Origin of the sequence: Nocardia sp. NPDC057440 (assembly GCF_042802915.1) — a bacterium.
Taxonomy (GTDB): Bacteria; Actinomycetota; Actinomycetes; order Mycobacteriales; family Mycobacteriaceae; genus Nocardia.
Window position 1 is genome coordinate 676318 of the sequence record NZ_JBHVDF010000002.1, and the last position, 17137, is coordinate 693454.

The window sequence follows — 17137 nt, forward strand, 5'->3', positions numbered from 1 at the left end:
GCCGTGCGCGCTCGCTCCGCATTCGGTCCGGCCGTGCGCGCTCGCTCGGCATTCGGCCCGGCTGTGCGCGGTAGGTCCGCCTTCGGTCCGGCGGTGCGCGGTAGGTCCGTCTACGGTCCGGCGGTGCGCGGTACCTTGGCTTTCGGTCCGGCCATGCGCGGTCTGGGGACGGACTTGGCCGACTGCGCCTCTAGGCGAATGCCTGCTCGGTGTGCAGGGGGTCGTTGCTTTCGGATAAGTGCCGTCCGGTTCGACCGGACCGGGCGGCAAGCAGCTGCGCGGCGATCGAGACCGCGACCTCGGCGGCGGTCCGTGCGCCTACGTCGAGTCCGGCGGGGGAGTGCAGGCGGGCGAGGGTGGCATTGTCGAAGCCGCCTGCCTGGAGGTCTTCGATGCGCCGGACGTGCGCGGCTCTCGAGCCGATCGCGCCGAGATAGCCGAGCTCGGGTAGTCGCAATGCGACTGTCAGCAGCGGGATCTCGAACTTCGGATCGTGCGAGAGCACGACGATCCCAGTGCTGCTGTCGATTTCACCCGCCGCGGAGAGGGTGTTGAGGTAGCGGTGCGGCCAGTCGACGACCACCTGGGCGCCGGGGAAGGCATCGGGGGTGGCGACGTTGTCACGCGAGTCGCAGATGGTGACGCGGTAGCCGAGCAGGTTCGCCTGCACGGTGAGCGCGGCGGCGAAGGCGTTGGCGCCGAAAATGAGCAATCGCGGCGGGGGCGGGAACGAGGCGACGAACAGATCCGATTCGGGCAGCGCGACCAACTCGGTGGCGTGCCGCTTGTCGGTGACCAGATGCTGGCCGATCAGGTCCGCGTCCGGATTCCACACCACCGTGAATACGGTGACCCGGCGTTGGGCCGCGATTTCGGCTGCGACAGTGGGGAATTCGGGGAAATCCCGGCGAGAGAACGGTTCGATGAACACATCGATCATGCCGCCGGAGTCCAGGCCTGCCTCACCGATGGGAACACCGAAGCGGTGTAGTCCGCGCCTGCCTGTGCGGGCGGCCTCGACGGCGGCGTCGTAGATGGTCGATTCGACGGAGCCGCCGAGTACCGAGCCGTAGATGGAACCGTTCGCGTCGACCAGGATCGCCGAGCCCACTGGCAGCGAACCGGAACCGATGGTGCGCACGATGGTGGCCAGCCCTCCGGTACGTCCGGAATGCCATAGTCGCAGTAAATCTTCGACAATGTCACGCATCAGTTAGCTCCGATCACCGTGTGACCGAGGCCGGGTAATCACGATCGTTCCCCGTCGCCAAATCGTCGCACGTGACGCACACCATATCGTTCTTACCGGACAAATAGGTGCGGGCGCCCGAATCTCCTACAGCTTCCGTACACGCCGTGGTCCAGTGCTTGTGCGCGAGCACGACGGGGTGCCCCGGTGTGTCGTGGAACACAGCGCGAGCCAGGCCGCTCGGTGCGGCGAAGGCGGCGGCGGTGACCCTGGCGACAACATCGGCTCCGACATCGGGGGTGTCCACCGGCATGATCGCCGCGTACCCGGCGGCGGTGTCCGCCGCGGCGATCAGCCCGGCCCGGAACGATGCGCCCAGTCCGGTGGCCCAATCCGCCGCCCACACGTGGCGCACGCCAGGGGGCAGGTCGACGATGTCCGGCGACGGGCCCGTCGCGCCGAGCACCACGATGATCGGATCGCAGCCGCCATCGCGCAGTGCGGTCACTGCCGCACGCAGCCAGGCGCCGTCTTCGGCGAGCACTTTCGGCATTCCGTAGCGCGTTCCCGCGCCCGCGGCGAGCACGATGCCTACGCACTCGGCGGCGCCTGCCCGGCCCGCACCACGTGCTGCTTCGGCGCCGTGTTCGGTGCAGGCGCCGTGGTTGGGAACACCCATAGAGAGAACGGTAGTCCGCGTCCATTGCCAGCAGGTTTCCCGCAGGTGGTGCGCATCCGTCGAATTATCTCGGCGCATCTACACGACACGCCGGAGTCGATCTCTCTCGTTCGAGTGGCAACCGGGCTGTTCGTATTCGATGCTGGACCGATGACACAGAACGGGGTGGGCCTCGCGCCGTTCAACGCGCTATCAGAGAAGGATGCTGTCTCGGCATTGCTCGATTGTTGCTCGGCGCCCGCGTGGGCCCGCGCGGTGGCTTCCGGGCGACCGTACGCCACCGTCGAAGTTCTCCTCGAAACGGCCGATGCGGTACTGGCCGAACTGCCCGAATCGGAGATCGACCGCGCACTCGACGGGCACCCAAAGATCGGGGACCGGCCGGACACCGCGGCGTCGGCGCGTGAGCAGGCCGCCGTGGCCACCGCGACGGATTCGATACGGGCCGCGCTCGCCGAGGGCAACCACGCCTACGAGCAGCGGTTCGGTCACATCTACCTGGTGTGCGCGACCGGCAAGTCCGGGGCCGAGCTGCTCGGACTGCTGCATGCCAGGCTCGGCAACGATCCGCAGACCGAAAGGCGCGTGATGCGAACAGAATTGGCGAAGATCAATCGAATCCGATTGTGCCGCATGCTCGGTGCCGCCGCATGAGCACACTGAGCACCCATGTGCTCGACGCGGTTCGTGGTGTGCCCGCGACAGGCGTCGCGGTGGCGCTGCACGGCGGCCGGGAGCGGCTCGATGCGGGCGTGACCGATGCCGACGGCCGGATCGGCGCACTCGGCGGGACCCTCGCCGCAGGCACGTACCGGCTGGTGTTCGACACCGGATCCTATTTCGCGCGGCTGCGAGTCGATTCGTTCTTTCCCGAGGTCTCGGTCACGTTCGTCGTTACCGAGGAGCGGCATTACCACGTCCCGTTGTTGCTGTCGCCCTTCGCTTTTTCCACCTATCGAGGGAGCTGATCCATTCATGGAACTGACCGGGCCGATCGTGCTGTCCGACAACCGGTACGGCAAGGCCGAGAACCGCGTCGTGCGGATCTATCGCGACCAGGCGCGTCACGAGATCCGCGACCTGAACGTATCCACGGTGCTGCGTGGTGATTTCGCCGACGCCTACATCAGCGGTGACCAGTCGAAGGTGCTGCCCACCGACACTCAGAAGCACACGGCCTACGCGTATGCGAAGAAGCCGGGGATCCAGACCATCGAGGACTATGCGCTCGCGTTGGCCGGACACTTCGTCGACGACATCGAGCCAGTCGACAGTGCGCGCATCGAAGTCGAAGAGTATGCCTGGCAGCGGGTTTCGGTCGACGGCAGCGAACACGACTACACCTGGACCAGATCGGGCCCCGAGGTGCGCACGGCAGCCGTCACGGTCGCGGGCAAGGGCAGCGACCAGCGGGCCTGGGTGATCGGTGGCGTGCGGGACCTCGTGATCCTGAAGTCGACCGGCTCCGAGTTCGCCGATTTCCTCACCGACGAATTCACCGTGCTCGCACCGACCCACGACCGCGTGCTGGCCACCTCGCTGGTCGTGCAGTGGCGCTTCGCGACCACCGTCGGCGTCGATTGGGACGCGGTGTACACCGGCGTCCGCGCCCGGTTGGTCGAGGCGTTCGCGACACTGCATTCGAAGGCGTTGCAGCAGACGCTGTTCGCGATGGGGTCGGCCGCGCTGGAGGCTTATCCGGTGCTCGCCGAGATCCGGCTGGCCGCGCCGAACAAACACCACTTCGACTACGACCTGGGCCGATTCGGGATCGACACGCACGGCGAGGTGTTCCATGCCGACGACCGGCCCTACGGGTTGATCCACGCCACGGTGTCACGCGAAGACGCGCCTGAGGGGGGACCGGCATGGCGGGCATGAGCGAACCGACGCTGGTCATCGACGGGTGCGCCGTCGCGACGGTCGATGCGGCGGGCACCGAGTTTCGTCGTGGCTATGTGACAGTGCACGGCAACCGGATAGGCGTGGTCGCCGCGGGTGACGCCCCCGATTTCGGTGGCACGCCGCGCATCGACGGGCGTGGCTGTCTGCTCACCCCCGGCCTCGTGAACACCCATCACCATCTCTACCAGTGGATCACTCGGGGTTTGGCGGCGGACAACACCCTGTTCGAGTGGCTCACCACGCTCTATCCGATCTGGGCGGGCATCGACGAGCAGGCAGTGCGGGTCGCGGCGACCGGAGCGTTGTCGGCGCTGGCGCGCTCCGGCTGCACCACCACGTCCGACCACCACTACGTCTTTCCGCATGAGGGCGGTGACTTGCTCGGCGCGGAAATCGCGGCGGCCGAGGAGGTCGGGCTGCGCTTCCACCCGTGTCGCGGCTCGATGGACCTCGGCGCGAGTTCCGGGGGGCTGCCACCGGATCGCGTGGTGGAATCGCTGGACATCGTGCTGGCCGCGAGCGCGGAGGCGATCGGCCGCTGGCATGATCCGTCGTTCGATTCGATGCTGCGCATCGCGCTCGCTCCTTGCTCGCCGTTCTCGGTCACCACGGACCTCATGCGGGAATCCGCCGCGCTCGCCCGCGATTACGGGGTGCGCCTGCACACCCATTTGGCCGAGACCGTCGATGAGCAGGACTTCTGTGCTGCGCAGTTCGGTTGCACCCCAGCGGAATACATGGAACAACTCGGCTGGATCGGCCCCGACGTCTGGTTCGCGCACGCCGTGCACCTCGACGACGCGGCCATCACCTCTATCGCGCGGTCCGGCACGGGCATCGCGCACTGCCCCACCTCCAACAGCCGTCTCGGCGCAGGTATCGCCCGCACCGCCGACCTGGTCGCCGCGGGCGCGGCCGTCGGCCTCGGTGTGGACGGTGCGGCCAGTAACGAGTCCAGCTCGATGATCGAGGAGCCACGCAACGCCCTGCTGTACGCCCGCGCCATCGGCGGCCCACGCGCACTGAGTGTCCGAACAGCTTTGGCGCTGGCCACAATCGGCGGCGCCCGGGTACTCGGCCGCGATACCGAGATCGGCTCGATCGAACCGGGCAAACTCGCCGACCTGGCCCTGTGGCGACTCGACACCCCCGCCCACGCGGGCATCGACGACCCGGTCACCGCGCTGATCCTCGGCTCGGCCCCACCGCTGGCCGCACTGATCGTGAACGGACGCGAGGTCGTTCGCGACGATGAGGTCCGGACCGTCGACGAGCAGACGGTCGGAGCCCAGGTGGCCCGGGCACAGGCGGCGTTGGTCGCGAAGGCGGGCTGATCCGACCGGTTGCGCGGGAGCGGTGACGTTCACAGCGGATGCGACTCGATGCGGAAGCGGGCCGAATCTGCAGCCGGATAGCCCGGGCATCGGTGGCATCCGTCGCGAACGCGGACTGAGGCAGACACAGTCTGCGCGGGAGTGGACGCATCCTGGCGGACGTGGCCGGAAGGTAGCAGCGACAAGGGTGGGGTGGCAGGCTGGATGATGTCCGGTTCCGGCGGTCGGCTTGGTTGCACGGAGGCGATCTGGGACGGCCGCCGAGGGTGTGTGGCGCAATCACGGCGGGGCACGCCGGGAGCCGGGGACGGGGACTGTGGCGTGGTGGTAACGGTGGCGCAATGTGGAGCGGGTGTCGCGCAACACTGCGGCAACTCTCGGCTTCTACTGTGGCGGCAGCGGTAGTGGAGTGAGGTGAGACGTGGACCTGGATACGATCCGGGCGGTGACGGTGGCGCGGGAGCGGGCTGACCTCGGGGTGCTGGGCGGCTCGTGCGGGGTTCTCGCCGGGGGCACTTTCCTGTTCTCCGAGCCGCAGGAGCAGTTGGAGCGGCTTGTCGACATCACCGCGCTCGGCTGGGCCGCGTTGTCGGAGACGCCGGAAGGCTTGGAGATCGCGGCTACCTGCACATTGGCCGAGTTCGCCGGTGCGGGACCCGGCCGTGAACTCGGCTCGCCGACGTTGCGCAACGAGTGGCCGGGGACGGCGCTGTTCGCGCAGGGATGCCGGGCGCTGCTCGCCTCACACAAGATCTGGCGGACCGCGACTGTCGGCGGCAACGTGTGCTTGGCATTGCCCGCGGGCGGGGTACTCGGCGCGGTGACCGCACTCGACGGGATCGCACTGGTGTGGTCGCCGGACGGAACCGATCGTCGTATCCCGTTGCGGGAGTTCGTAATCGGCCCGGGCGTCCAGGTGTTGCGGCACGGCGAGGTGCTGCGCTCGATCATTATTCCGACGCGAAGCCTGCTGTCGCGCACTGCTTTCCGGAAAATCGCCTTGTCGCCGCTCGGCCGCTCCGGGGCGGTGGTCATGGGACGGCGCGAGCCGGGGGATCGGTGCGCGCTCACCGTCACCGGGGCAACCGACCGCCCGATTGTGCTGGATTTCGCCGAGCCGCCGAGCTCTGCTCAGGTGCGCACGGCCATCGAGTCGATCGATCCGGCGCTCTGGTTCGACGATCCGCACGGCGCACCGGACTGGCGCTGCCACGTCACCGGCAGGCTGGCCATGCAGGTCGCCGCGGAGCTGTGCGCGGAAATCAGTGAGCCACAATGAAATTCGAGGTCGACGGCAAGCTCGTGCAGGCGGACCCCCGCCCCGGCCAGTGCCTGCGCACCCTGCTGCGCGAAACCGGCAATCTGGCGGTGAAGAAGGGCTGCGACGCGGGTGACTGCGGAGCCTGCTCGGTGCAGCTCGACGGCATGACCGTCCACTCCTGCATCATCCCCGCCTACCGCGCCGCCGACCGCGCCATCACCACGGCCTCCGGCCTCGGCGTCACCACCGACCTACACCCCGTGCAACAGCAATTCGTCGACGCGGCGGCCTTCCAGTGCGGCTTCTGCACCGCAGGCATGGTGGTCACCGCCGCGGGCCTCGGCTGCGGCAGCCGATCGACAACGCCCGACCCGGCCGACCTACCGGAGCTGATGAAAGGAAACCTCTGTCGCTGCACGGGATATCGCGCCGTCACCGACGCGCTGACCGCCGCCTCCGCGATCCCCGAGCCCGACACAGCAGCGCACATCGTGCCGCCGGAAGCTGGATCCGACGCCCCCGCCCAGCGCCAGGTCGACCCCCGCCCGGCTGTTGACTCCGCGGCCTCTGACCTCGGAGTAGTTGCTGGTTCGGGGGTGGCTGCCGGTCTCGATCCGTCCGCTGGCCTCGGCACCACCGCTGACCTGCGATCGGCCGCTGGTTTGCGTGCGGCCGATGACCTTGGTGCGGCCCCCGGCCTGGGGACGGCCGCCGACTCCCATGCGGCCGCTGATCGGCGGGCCGCTGCTGACTTCGGCGCGGCCGCTGACCTGTGCACACCCGCTGCCGGTGCATCTCCCGACCGCGGCTTGGGCCACATCGGAACCGGAACCGCCGCACCGGCGTCCGCTCGTGTCGTGACCGGTACGGAAGCATTTACCTTCGATGTCCGTGCCCGCGATGCCGACCCCACGGCCGACCCGGCGATGTCTCCGCCGACCGCGCCACTGCATATCGCGGTGCTGCCGAGTCCGCACCCACATGCGCGGATCGTCTCGATCGATACCTCGGCCGCCGAAGGCCTCCCCGGCGTGCATGCGGTGCTCACCTGGGCCGACGCACCGGATGTCGCGTTCTCGACGGCGCGCCATGAGTTCCGGATGGACGATCCCGATGACACCTATGTGCTCGACCGGACCATGCGCTTCGTCGGGCAGCGGGTAGCCGCTGTCGTCGCCGAGAGCTTGGATATCGCCAGGGCGGCGTGCCGGGCATTGCGGGTGCAATACGAGTTGCTGCCCGCGGTCTTCGAGCCGGCGCGGGCGCTGACCCCGCTGGCGCCGAAACTACATGGTGATAAACCGAATTCGGCTCGGATCGCGGATGCGCAGCGGAATCTGGTCGCCGAGGTGCACGGCGAGGTGGGTGATGTGGCCGCGGCGCTGGACGCGGCCGCCCATGTGGTGCACGGGGTGTGGCATTCGCCGCGCGCCCAGCATGTGCATTTGGAGACGCACGGCGGCATCGGCTGGTTGGACGAGCAGAGCAGGCTGGTGATCAGGTGCAGCACACAGGTGCCGTTCTTGGTGCGGGACGAATTGTGCGAAGTCTTCGGTCTGCCCCGGGAACGAGTGCGGGTGTTCGCGACCCGGGTCGGCGGCGGATTCGGGGCCAAGCAGGAGATGCTTGCCGAGGATCTCATCGCCTTGGCGGTGCTGCGCACCGGGCGGCCGGTTCAGTACGAGTTCACCAGGTCCGACGAGTTCACCGCGGCGACGACCAGGCATCCGATGCGCGTCGAGGTGACCGCAGGCGCCGACGCCGACGGCACGTTGACCGCCCTCGCCGTCGATGTGCTCTCCGATGCGGGCGCTTACGGCAATCACAGCGTGGGAGTGATGTTCCACGGTGTCGGCGAGTCGGTGGAGGTCTACCGCTGCGCCGCCAAACGGGTCGACGCGCAGGCGGTGTACACCAACAACATTCCTTCGGGCGCATTCCGTGGCTACGGCCTCGGGCAGATCATCTTCGGCGTCGAGTCGGCGCTGGACGAGCTGGCGCGGGCCGCCGGTATCGACCCGTTCGAGTTCCGCCGACGCAACGTGGTGGTGCCAGGGGATCGGCTCGTCGGCGCGGAAGTCGACGACAGCGACCTGATGTTCGGCAGCTACGGCCTTGACCAGTGCATCGACCTGGCCGAACGAGCGCTGCTGCGCGGCAACGGTATTGCGGCTCCCGGCCCGGAATGGCGCGTCGGCGAGGGCATGGCGCTGTCCATGATCGCCACCATCCCGCCGCGCGGACATCGCTCCGAAGCCACGGCCGCCTTGCTGCCCGACGGGCGCTACGAGATCCGGGTCGGCACTGCGGAATTCGGCAATGGCACCACCACGGTGCACGCCCAGCTCGCGGCCACCGCGCTGAATGCCGAGGTGCGGCAGGTGGTGATCCGGCAGTCGGACACCGATCTGGTCGGACATGACACCGGCGCGTTCGGATCGACCGGGATAACGGTGGCGGGCAAAGCCTGCTACTCGGCGGCGCTGTCGCTGCGTGACCGGATGCTGGCCAGAGCGTCCGAGCTGTCCGGACGGCCGGCGTCCGAATGCGAACTGCGCCCCGGCGGCGTCCGCTGCGGTGATCGGCTGCTCGTCGCGGCCGAACTCCTGGCCGATGGTGAGCTGTCCGGCCGCGGCGAGCATGACGGCAGCCCACGTTCGGTCAGCTTCAACGTGCACGCCTTCCGGGTCGCGGTTCACCCGGACACCGGATCGGTGCGCATCCTGCAGTCCATCCAGGCCGCCGACGCGGGCACCGTGCTCAACCCCGTGCAGTGCCGCGGGCAGGTGGAGGGCGGCGCGGCGCAGGCCATCGGCACCGCGCTCTACGAGGATATGCGCAGCGACCACGGCGTGGTGACCACCCGGACTTTGCGGCACTACCACATCCCACAGTTCGCCGACCTGCCCCGCACTGAGGTGTACTTCGCCGAAACCGCCGATGACCTGGGCCCGCTCGGTGCCAAGTCGATGAGTGAGTCGCCGTACAACCCGGTCGCCCCCGCCCTGGCGAATGCCATCCGCGATGCTGTCGGGGTACGACTGGACCGGTTGCCGATGACGGCCGACCGGATCTGGCATGTCATTCAGAAAGGAGCACAGGGGTGACCCGGCTACCCGAGGACGTTCGTGCCCGAATCGACGCGATGCTCGACCCGGTCGACACCGAACTGCTTGCGCGTTATCCAGGCTCCGACGGCCGGGCGCAGCCGATTCACACGGCATACGTGTCCGCTGATCGCGTCACCGCCGAGACGCCCGCGGTATGGGGCGCGGCGGCAACGGAACTGCTCGACCGCCACCACGACCTGCTCGCCGAGCTCGACAGCACCCAGTCCGTGCCCGCTGTGCGCGACCGCCTCCAGCGCAACCCCATCCAGGATCTGCGCATCGACTTCGAGGACGGCTACGGATTCCGTTCCGATGACGAGGAAGACAAGGCCGCCATGACCGCGGGCGCGGCGCTGTCGGCTTGGGCCGAACAATCCGGCGGCCCGGTCAGTTCCGGCATTCGGACGAAGGGTCTTGCGGGCACTGAACGTCGCAGAGCCTTGCGCACGCTCGAGTTGGTGCTCGACGCGGCGGGCGGCGTGCCAGCAGGCTTCGTATTCACTGTGCCCAAGATACGAGCGGCGGAACAGGTTTCGGCCCTCGTCGCACTCTCCGAAGCCTTGGAGCGGGGCTATGGCTTGGCTGAAGGCACAGTGCGTTTCGAGCTCCAGATCGAGAGTCCACAGGCCGTCATCGCCGCCGACGGCAGCACACCCATAGCGAGGATGATCGGCCTCGCCGATGGTCGCTGCAGCGGATTGCATTTCGGCACCTACGATTACACGGCCGCATGCGGTATCGCCGCGCCCGATCAGGCGCTCGATCATCCGGCCGCGGACTACGCCAAGTCCGTCATGCAGGTGGCCGCGGCGCAAACCGGCGTGTGGATCTGTGACGGCTCCACCCAGATCGTGCCCGACACCGAACCCGAAGCCGCACTGCGCAACCATCATCGGCTGGTCACCCGATCGCTGCGCCGCGGGTACTACCAGGGCTGGGACATGCACCCCGGGCATTTGATCACCCGCTGGCTTGCCACCTACGAGTTCTTCCGGCAGGCCACCGCCATCGCGGTCCCGCGCCTGCGGGCCTATCTCGAGCGACGATCCGGCGGGGTCATGGACGAGCCCGCCACGGCGGAAGCTCTGGCTGCCACCGTCTTACGCGGCGTGCACTGCGGCGCGCTCGGCGCGGGTGAGCTCGGCGACCTGACCAGCGAGGTGCTGCGAGCGCTGGTCTCGCGCACGCCGATCCCGCAGGAGGCGTAGATGAACAACCAGGCTCCGGCCCGAACAGGAGGCGTAGTGCACGACACGGACTTCACGCTGCTGCCGGACCTGGCGGTCCGACCGCTCGGCGGGTCGGTGATCTGGGCCGATGACGAATTCTTCGCGGAGAAGGAGAATTTGATCAACCCGGGCCCCGCCGAATACCGCCCGTCTACCTTCGGGCACAAGGGTCAGATCTATGACGGCTGGGAGACCCGCAGGCATCGGGGCAGGCCCGGTGACGATTCCGCCATCGTGCGGCTCGGCGTGCCCGGCCTCATCAGGGGCATCGTGGTGGACACCGCCTGGTTCACGGGCAATTTTCCGCCCGCCGTGTCGGTGTCCGCGCTGGAGATCGAGGGCTACCCGGACGCCGAGACCATCGCCGAACGCGACGACTGGGTGACCCTGGTCGACCGTGCTCCGGTCGCGGGCGACAGCCGCAACCCGTTCGCGATCGAGAACGAAAAGCGTTGGACCCATGTGAAACTCACCATGCACCCGGACGGCGGCGTGGCTCGGCTGCGGGTGTACGGAGAGGGTCGACCCGATCCGAGGCTGCTCGGTCTCGGCCCACTGGATCTGGCCGCGCTGGAGAACGGCGCGCTGGTGATCGACTGCTCCAACCGCTTCTACAGCTCGCCCAACCAGCTGCTCTATCCCGGTCTGGCCAGGAAGATGGGCGACGGCTGGGAGACCGCCCGCCGCCGCGACGACGGCAACGACTGGGTGCACATCCGCCTCGCCGGACCGGGCCTGATCCGGCTCGCGGAGATCGACACGTCGTATTTCCTCGGCAACAGCCCCGGCGCGGCCCGGCTCACCGGCCGCACCACCGACGGCACCGAGCTCGAGCTGCTGGCGCGCACCGCACTGCTGCCCGACACCAGACACCGCTTCGCGCTCGCGCCGATGGGCGCCTCGGTCGAGGAAGTGCGCCTCGACATCTACCCGGACGGCGGGCTCGCGCGTCTGCGGTTGTACGGGGAGCTGGGCGAATGAGGGGGCGGGACTTCGTCGGCTACGGGGCGACGCCACCGGATCCGAAGTGGCCGGGTGGCGCGCGGATCGCGGTCCAGTTCGTGCTCAATTACGAAGAGGGCGCGGAGAACAATGTCCTCGACGGTGATCCGCACTCGGAGACCTTCCTCTCGGAAATGACTCCGGCGGAAGCCTTTCCGAATCGGCACATGAGCATGGAGTCGCTCTACGAGTACGGCTCCCGCGCCGGTCTGTGGCGAGTGCTCCGGGTCTTCGAGCGCCGCGGGCTGCCGCTCACCATCTTCGCGGTGGCCAGGGCCGTGCAGCGAAATCCCGCGGCGGTAGCGGCTTTTCGCGAGCTCGGCCACGAGATCGCCTGCCACGGCCTGCGCTGGAAGTCCTATCAGCTCGCCGACCGTGAGACCGAGCGGGCGCACATGGCCGAGGCGGTGCGCATCCTCACCGAATTGACCGGCGCCCCGCCGCGCGGCTGGTACACCGGACGCGACTCGCCGAACACCAGGCAACTGGTGGTCGAGCACGGCGGATTCGTCTACGACTCGGATTCCTACGCCGACGACCTGCCCTACTGGGTCACCGTCCACAACCGCAGTCACCTGGTGGTCCCGTACACGTTGGACACCAACGACATGCGTTTCGCCTCGCCCGCGGGTTTCCCGAGCGGTGAGCAGTTCTTCGCCCACCTGCGTGACGCCTTCGACGTGCTCTACCGCGAAGGCGCCGAGGGCAGCCCGAAAATGCTCTCGGTGGGTCTGCACTGCCGCATAGTGGGCCGCCCCGCCCGCACCGCGGCCCTCGAACGCTTCCTGGACCACGTCCAATCCCACGACGATGTGTGGATAGCTCGACGCATCGACATCGCCGAACACTGGCGTAGAACCCACGCCCCTACGGGGCTATCGACACGCTGAACGCGGTCGAATTCTCGGGCTGCGCGTGCGGGAAGGCGACATCAGCCACGTTGCTTCCGAGATGCGGGGCAGGGATCGCTGTGCGTGCCTGTGCGCGGGTGGCTCGGGCGTAGTTGCCGGGCGAGTGATTCCAAGGCGGTGACGACTTCGCTCACGAGCTCAGGGTCGTCGGTGCCGAGTGCGGCCGCCAGTGCGGCGTCGACCGTGGTCGCCCGCACCTGTGCGACGCGGGCGGAGATTCGGTCGGCCTTGCGGATCAACGATCGACGTCGGTCGCGTGGGTCGGTGGTTGTGGTGATCGAGCCTGCTTCTTTCAGGCGGGCGACGGCGTTCGATACGGCGCTCTGCGGAAGGCCGGTGCGCGAGGCTATTTCGCTGACGGTGCTGTCTGGATGCTCCAGAATGTCGCTGGTCACGATCAGCACCGGCCGGTGACCGCCGCCGAGACCCTCGGTGGGCAGCGCGTCTTCGCCGAGCCTCATCAGGGTTCGGCCCAACAGGAAAAGCTCCACACCATCCATGCGGCAACAGTACATCACGTTTGATACATCACTATTGATGTATCAGATTTGATGAGTTATCGTTCTCGGTATGACCATGATTTCGAACGCCACCCTTTCGGTGCCAGGTGCCGACCTCTATTACGAGGTCAGGGGCACCGGCCCGGTCCTGCTCATTTCGCAGAGCGGCGAGGGGGACGCGCGCCGCAGCGAGGGCCTGGTCCGCCAGCTGGAGCAGACCTACACCGTCATTACCTACGATCGAAGGGGGCTGTCGCGCAGCGTCATTCACGACTCGGCCGAGCCGGTGACAATGGCGACGCATGCCGATGACGTACGTCGTCTGCTCGACGCGCTGACAGATCGACCAGCCCTCATGCTCGGTTGCAGCATGGGCGCGGCCATCGGACTGCACTTGGCCGTCGAACACCCGCAGTGCCTGCACACCCTGATCGCGCACGAGCCGGTCACGCCGTGGCTGCTCGCGGCTGCCGAACGCGCGCACCATCTCCGCGAACTCGAACACTGCCAGCAGGTTTTCCGGGAGAGCGGTTGGCAGGCCGCCTTGGCGCCCATGGTGAAAACCCTCGGCATCGATCCACGGAACCAGGAATTGGAGCCGGGTGTGGAGCTGCCCGCGATCACGCCGGAGCGTGCCGCGAACTTCGCATTCTTTATCGGCGAGGACTTCACCGCCATTCGCACCGACAACCTCGATGCCGCCGAATTGCAGCGGTCATCGGTCCGCATCATTCCGGCCTCCGGACGTAGCACCCCGCATGAGGTTTTCGACCACAAATGCGCGCGGGAGCTGGCCGTGCTCCGCGATAGCGCGGTGGTCGAATTCCCCGGTGGTCACAACGGCAATATGACCCACCCGGCGGCCTACGCCGCTCGCCTCCGTGACCTGCTCACAGGGGTGTGAGTGGGTCCGCGGCCGGCCGCGTGCGCCGATTCAGGCGAACAGGTTGTGCACGAACGGCAGGGAATCCGGCAGCGAGGCGTTGACCGTCCCGCTGTGGTCGGTGGGATAGGTGTGCAGCGTGACCGGCTGGCCGTTCGCCTTCAGTACGGCTGCCCAGCGCAGGGATTCCGGGGTGATGACATCGGTGTCGCGCAGGCCCTGTCCGATGAAGAGCGGCTTGTCGTAGCCGGATTCGGGCAGTGCCATGTAGCGGGCGAGGAACCCGTGCAGGTCGGGAATCTCCAGCAACGGCCGGGAGAACAGATCGCCGAGCACGACGCCGCGTGCGGCGAGCTCGTCACCGAGCGGCACGATGCACGCGTCGCGGGCCCGGGTCAGCCATTCCCGGCCGGAGTCGGTGAGGAAGGACTCGACATTCAACGTCGGGTGTGCGGCTGCCTCGCCTTCGCTCGGCCCGGCGCGGTTTTCGGACGGACGTTGTCCGGCTGTGTCTCCGTAGGCGGCTGCCTCGCCTTCGCTCGGCCCGGCGCGGTTTTCGGACGGACTTTGTCCGGCTGTGTCTTTGTATGTCGTGCGCAGCCCGTTGAGGATGTACAGCACGTAGGCGGTGCTGTGCGGGCTCAGCTTGATGGGCGGCATATGCGGAGCCAGCGGCAGCAGCACGTCCTCGATATAGGCGGGCACGCCGGTGGTGACCGCGCCGCGGTAGTCCAACTCGGGACCGCCGAATTCAGTGGCGTAGCGCGCGGTGTAAGCGGCCGCGCCCGCGCCCTGCGACTGTCCGACGACAGCCCACGTCTTCGCGAGTGACGAGTACTGCCTCGTCGCGGCTTGTACTGCGTCGACGACGTTGTGTGCCATGACCATCCCATTGAGGTAGGGATGCTCGTCGGGCGTGCCGAGCCCGGCGTAGTCGGCGGCCACGATGGCGTAACCCTGCCGCAGCCAGGTGCCCAGGTAGGCCCAGTCGCGCTCGGCGGCGCTCGGTCCGGCGATGCTGTACGCGCAGTCGTCGCCGAGACCGACGGTGCCGTGCGCCCAGGCGATCACCGGCCAGCCGCCCGCGGGCGCGGGACCCGGCGGGAAGTAGACCGCGGCGCTCGCCTCGGTCGGCACGTCGTTCGCGGTGCTGGTGCGATAGATGATGCGGGTGGAGTTCACCGATCCCGGCGGGGTCGCGACCGCGGCGAGTGGGGCGACGGAAGTGACGGTGCCCGGTCCGCCCGCGGGGTCGGCGGCGGCCGCGGGCAGTGTCAGCGGGCTCGCGGCACAAACGCAGGCGATTGCCGTGGTGAGCCACAGTTTCCGCATGGTGCTCCTGTCGGGTTGATCGAGCGCCCGATGCCCGCCGCGGACGGCCGAGACAGCTGGACGCGTGTCCTGGAGTGAATTCGACCCAGTCTGCCCGACAGCGCGCGGCCCTTCCCACTCGAAGGTGGCGCAGCCCACACCGACGGCACCCGCCCGAAGCTGTGAAGGTCCTCACAGGACGGAATGTCCGCGCGAGTCGATGGCAGCCCACCGAAGATCGCTAACAGTACGAGCGTTACGCTAAAACCGCATGTCAGGGCTACCCGCCGGTAGGTTTCATGCTTGCAATTTATCGGCAAATTTCGCAAAGTTAGCAAACACCTGTGGAAACCTAGCTGAGATTCACACTAGCAACAGGTAGACGGCTATTTCCTGGTGTGCCATCGTGTGGAAGTACACCCCATGGGCCTAGCAAGCCTGCAAATTGCCGCTCCAGCAGTTCGAGCCAGACTCGACCGTGGGGCACACCCCGACCAAACGAGGAAGTGGAGTCAGAGATGACCACCGGCACCCCGAAGACCGCCGCGGAAATCCAGCAGGATTGGGACACCAACCCCCGCTGGAAGGGCACCACCCGTAACTACACCGCAGAGCAGGTGTCGAAGCTCCAGGGCACCGTCGTCGAGGAAGCCACCCTCGCGCGCCGCGGCTCGGAGATCCTGTGGGATCTCGTCAACAACGAGGACTACATCAACTCCCTCGGCGCCCTGACCGGCAACATGGCCGTGCAGCAGGTGCGCGCCGGCCTGCAGGCCATCTACCTGTCCGGTTGGCAGGTCGCCGGTGACGCGAACCTCTCCGGCCACACCTACCCGGACCAGAGCCTCTACCCGGCCAACTCGGTCCCGGCCGTCGTGCGTCGCATCAACAACGCGCTGCTGCGCGCCGACGAGATCGCCAAGGTCGAGGGTGACACCTCGGTCAAGAACTGGCTCGCCCCGATCGTCGCCGACGCCGAGGCCGGCTTCGGTGGCGCCCTGAACGCCTACGAGCTGCAGAAGGCCATGATCCAGGCCGGCGCCGCGGGCGTGCACTGGGAAGACCAGCTCGCCTCGGAGAAGAAGTGCGGCCACCTCGGTGGCAAGGTGCTCATCCCGACCCAGCAGCACATCCGCACCCTGACCTCGGCTCGCCTCGCGTCCGACGTGGCCGACGTGCCCTCGGTGATCATCGCCCGCACCGACGCCGAAGCCGCCACCCTGATCACCACCGACGTGGATGACCGCGACAAGCCGTTCCTCGACGGCACCCGCACCGCGGAGGGCTTCTTCGGTGTGAAGAACGGCATCGAGCCCTGCATCGCCCGCGCCAAGGCCTACGCCCCCTACGCGGACCTGATCTGGATGGAGACCGGCAAGCCCGATCTCGAGCTGGCCAAGCAGTTCTCCGAGGCCGTCCGCAGCGAGTTCCCGGACCAGCTGCTCGCCTACAACTGCTCCCCGTCCTTCAACTGGAAGGCGCACCTGGACGACGCGACCATCGCGAAGTTCCAGAAGGAGCTCGGCGCGATGGGCTTCAAGTTCCAGTTCATCACGCTGGCCGGTTTCCACTCGCTCAACTACGGCATGTTCGACCTGGCCTACGGCTACGCCCGCGAGGGCATGACCGCCTACGTCGACCTGCAGGAGCGCGAGTTCGCCGCCGAGGAGCGCGGCTACACCGCCACCAAGCACCAGCGTGAGGTCGGCGCAGGCTACTTCGACCTGATCGCCACCACCGTGGACCCGAACACCTCGACGGCCGCCCTGAAGGGCTCCACCGAAGAGGGTCAGTTCCACTGAGTTATTTGGCGGCGCCTGCGG

15 protein-coding genes are annotated in these 17137 nt (G+C 67.9%); 11 read left to right on the top strand and 4 right to left on the bottom strand.

The window, feature by feature from the left end:
* Window positions 1-190 precede the first annotated feature (190 nt).
* A complete protein-coding gene (locus ACFU4Z_RS06450; protein ID WP_379060259.1) occupies window positions 191-1210 on the bottom strand; it encodes an XdhC family protein in 1020 nt (339 codons plus the stop codon).
* A 13-nt stretch (window positions 1211-1223) separates the two neighbouring features.
* A complete protein-coding gene (locus tag ACFU4Z_RS06455; RefSeq protein ID WP_379060261.1) occupies window positions 1224-1868 on the bottom strand; it encodes an NTP transferase domain-containing protein in 645 nt (214 codons plus the stop codon).
* Between the two features lie 150 nt (window positions 1869-2018).
* Here ACFU4Z_RS06455 and uraD point away from each other — a divergent pair, with 150 nt between their 5' ends.
* From uraD to puuE, 9 genes are all read left to right on the top strand, one after another.
* Window positions 2019-2522 (top strand): 2-oxo-4-hydroxy-4-carboxy-5-ureidoimidazoline decarboxylase, encoded by a 504-nt coding sequence (uraD, locus tag ACFU4Z_RS06460; protein ID WP_379060262.1) that lies wholly within the window; start codon window positions 2019-2021, stop codon window positions 2520-2522.
* Window positions 2519-2836, top strand: coding sequence for a hydroxyisourate hydrolase (uraH, locus tag ACFU4Z_RS06465; RefSeq protein WP_379060263.1), 318 nt, complete (start codon window positions 2519-2521; stop codon window positions 2834-2836). Before uraD ends, uraH begins: the two co-directional genes overlap by 4 nt.
* 7 nt (window positions 2837-2843) lie before the next feature.
* A complete protein-coding gene (pucL, locus tag ACFU4Z_RS06470) occupies window positions 2844-3749 on the top strand; it encodes a factor-independent urate hydroxylase (protein WP_379060265.1) in 906 nt (301 codons plus the stop codon).
* Window positions 3746-5107: an 8-oxoguanine deaminase gene (locus ACFU4Z_RS06475; RefSeq protein ID WP_379060267.1), complete on the top strand. Its 1362-nt coding sequence runs from the start codon at window positions 3746-3748 to the stop codon at window positions 5105-5107. The genes pucL and ACFU4Z_RS06475 overlap by 4 nt, the downstream gene beginning before the upstream one ends.
* A 421-nt stretch (window positions 5108-5528) precedes the next feature.
* On the top strand, window positions 5529-6386 hold the full coding sequence (locus ACFU4Z_RS06480) for an FAD binding domain-containing protein (RefSeq protein ID WP_379060268.1): 858 nt from the start codon (window positions 5529-5531) through the stop codon (window positions 6384-6386).
* On the top strand, window positions 6383-9475 hold the full coding sequence (locus ACFU4Z_RS06485) for a molybdopterin-dependent oxidoreductase (protein WP_379060269.1): 3093 nt from the start codon (window positions 6383-6385) through the stop codon (window positions 9473-9475). The genes ACFU4Z_RS06480 and ACFU4Z_RS06485 overlap by 4 nt, the downstream gene beginning before the upstream one ends.
* Window positions 9476-9513: 38 nt before the next feature.
* Entirely contained in the window at window positions 9514-10686 is a 1173-nt protein-coding gene (locus ACFU4Z_RS06490) for a DUF6986 family protein (RefSeq protein WP_379060362.1), read from the top strand.
* Window positions 10687-11688 (top strand): allantoicase, encoded by a 1002-nt coding sequence (gene alc, locus ACFU4Z_RS06495; RefSeq protein WP_379060271.1) that lies wholly within the window; start codon window positions 10687-10689, stop codon window positions 11686-11688.
* Window positions 11685-12599 (top strand): allantoinase PuuE, encoded by a 915-nt coding sequence (gene puuE / locus ACFU4Z_RS06500; RefSeq protein ID WP_379060272.1) that lies wholly within the window; start codon window positions 11685-11687, stop codon window positions 12597-12599. The genes alc and puuE overlap by 4 nt, the downstream gene beginning before the upstream one ends.
* Before the next feature lie 41 nt (window positions 12600-12640).
* Here puuE and ACFU4Z_RS06505 read toward each other — a convergent pair whose 3' ends face one another.
* Window positions 12641-13120: a MarR family winged helix-turn-helix transcriptional regulator gene (locus ACFU4Z_RS06505; RefSeq protein ID WP_379060274.1), complete on the bottom strand. Its 480-nt coding sequence runs from the start codon at window positions 13118-13120 to the stop codon at window positions 12641-12643.
* A gap of 70 nt (window positions 13121-13190) precedes the next feature.
* On the opposite strand from ACFU4Z_RS06505, the gene ACFU4Z_RS06510 reads away from it, so the two are divergent.
* Window positions 13191-14024 carry an alpha/beta fold hydrolase gene (locus ACFU4Z_RS06510; RefSeq protein WP_379060276.1) on the top strand — a complete coding sequence of 278 codons (834 nt, stop codon included), beginning with the start codon at window positions 13191-13193 and terminating at the stop codon, window positions 14022-14024.
* A 30-nt stretch (window positions 14025-14054) separates the two neighbouring features.
* On the opposite strand, the gene ACFU4Z_RS06515 is transcribed toward ACFU4Z_RS06510, so the two are convergent.
* Window positions 14055-15335 carry a lipase family protein gene (locus ACFU4Z_RS06515; protein ID WP_379060277.1) on the bottom strand — a complete coding sequence of 427 codons (1281 nt, stop codon included), beginning with the start codon at window positions 15333-15335 and terminating at the stop codon, window positions 14055-14057.
* Window positions 15336-15832: 497 nt separating this feature from the next.
* Here ACFU4Z_RS06515 and aceA point away from each other — a divergent pair, with 497 nt between their 5' ends.
* Window positions 15833-17116, top strand: coding sequence for an isocitrate lyase (aceA, locus tag ACFU4Z_RS06520; protein ID WP_379060278.1), 1284 nt, complete (start codon window positions 15833-15835; stop codon window positions 17114-17116).
* Window positions 17117-17137 lie beyond the last annotated feature (21 nt).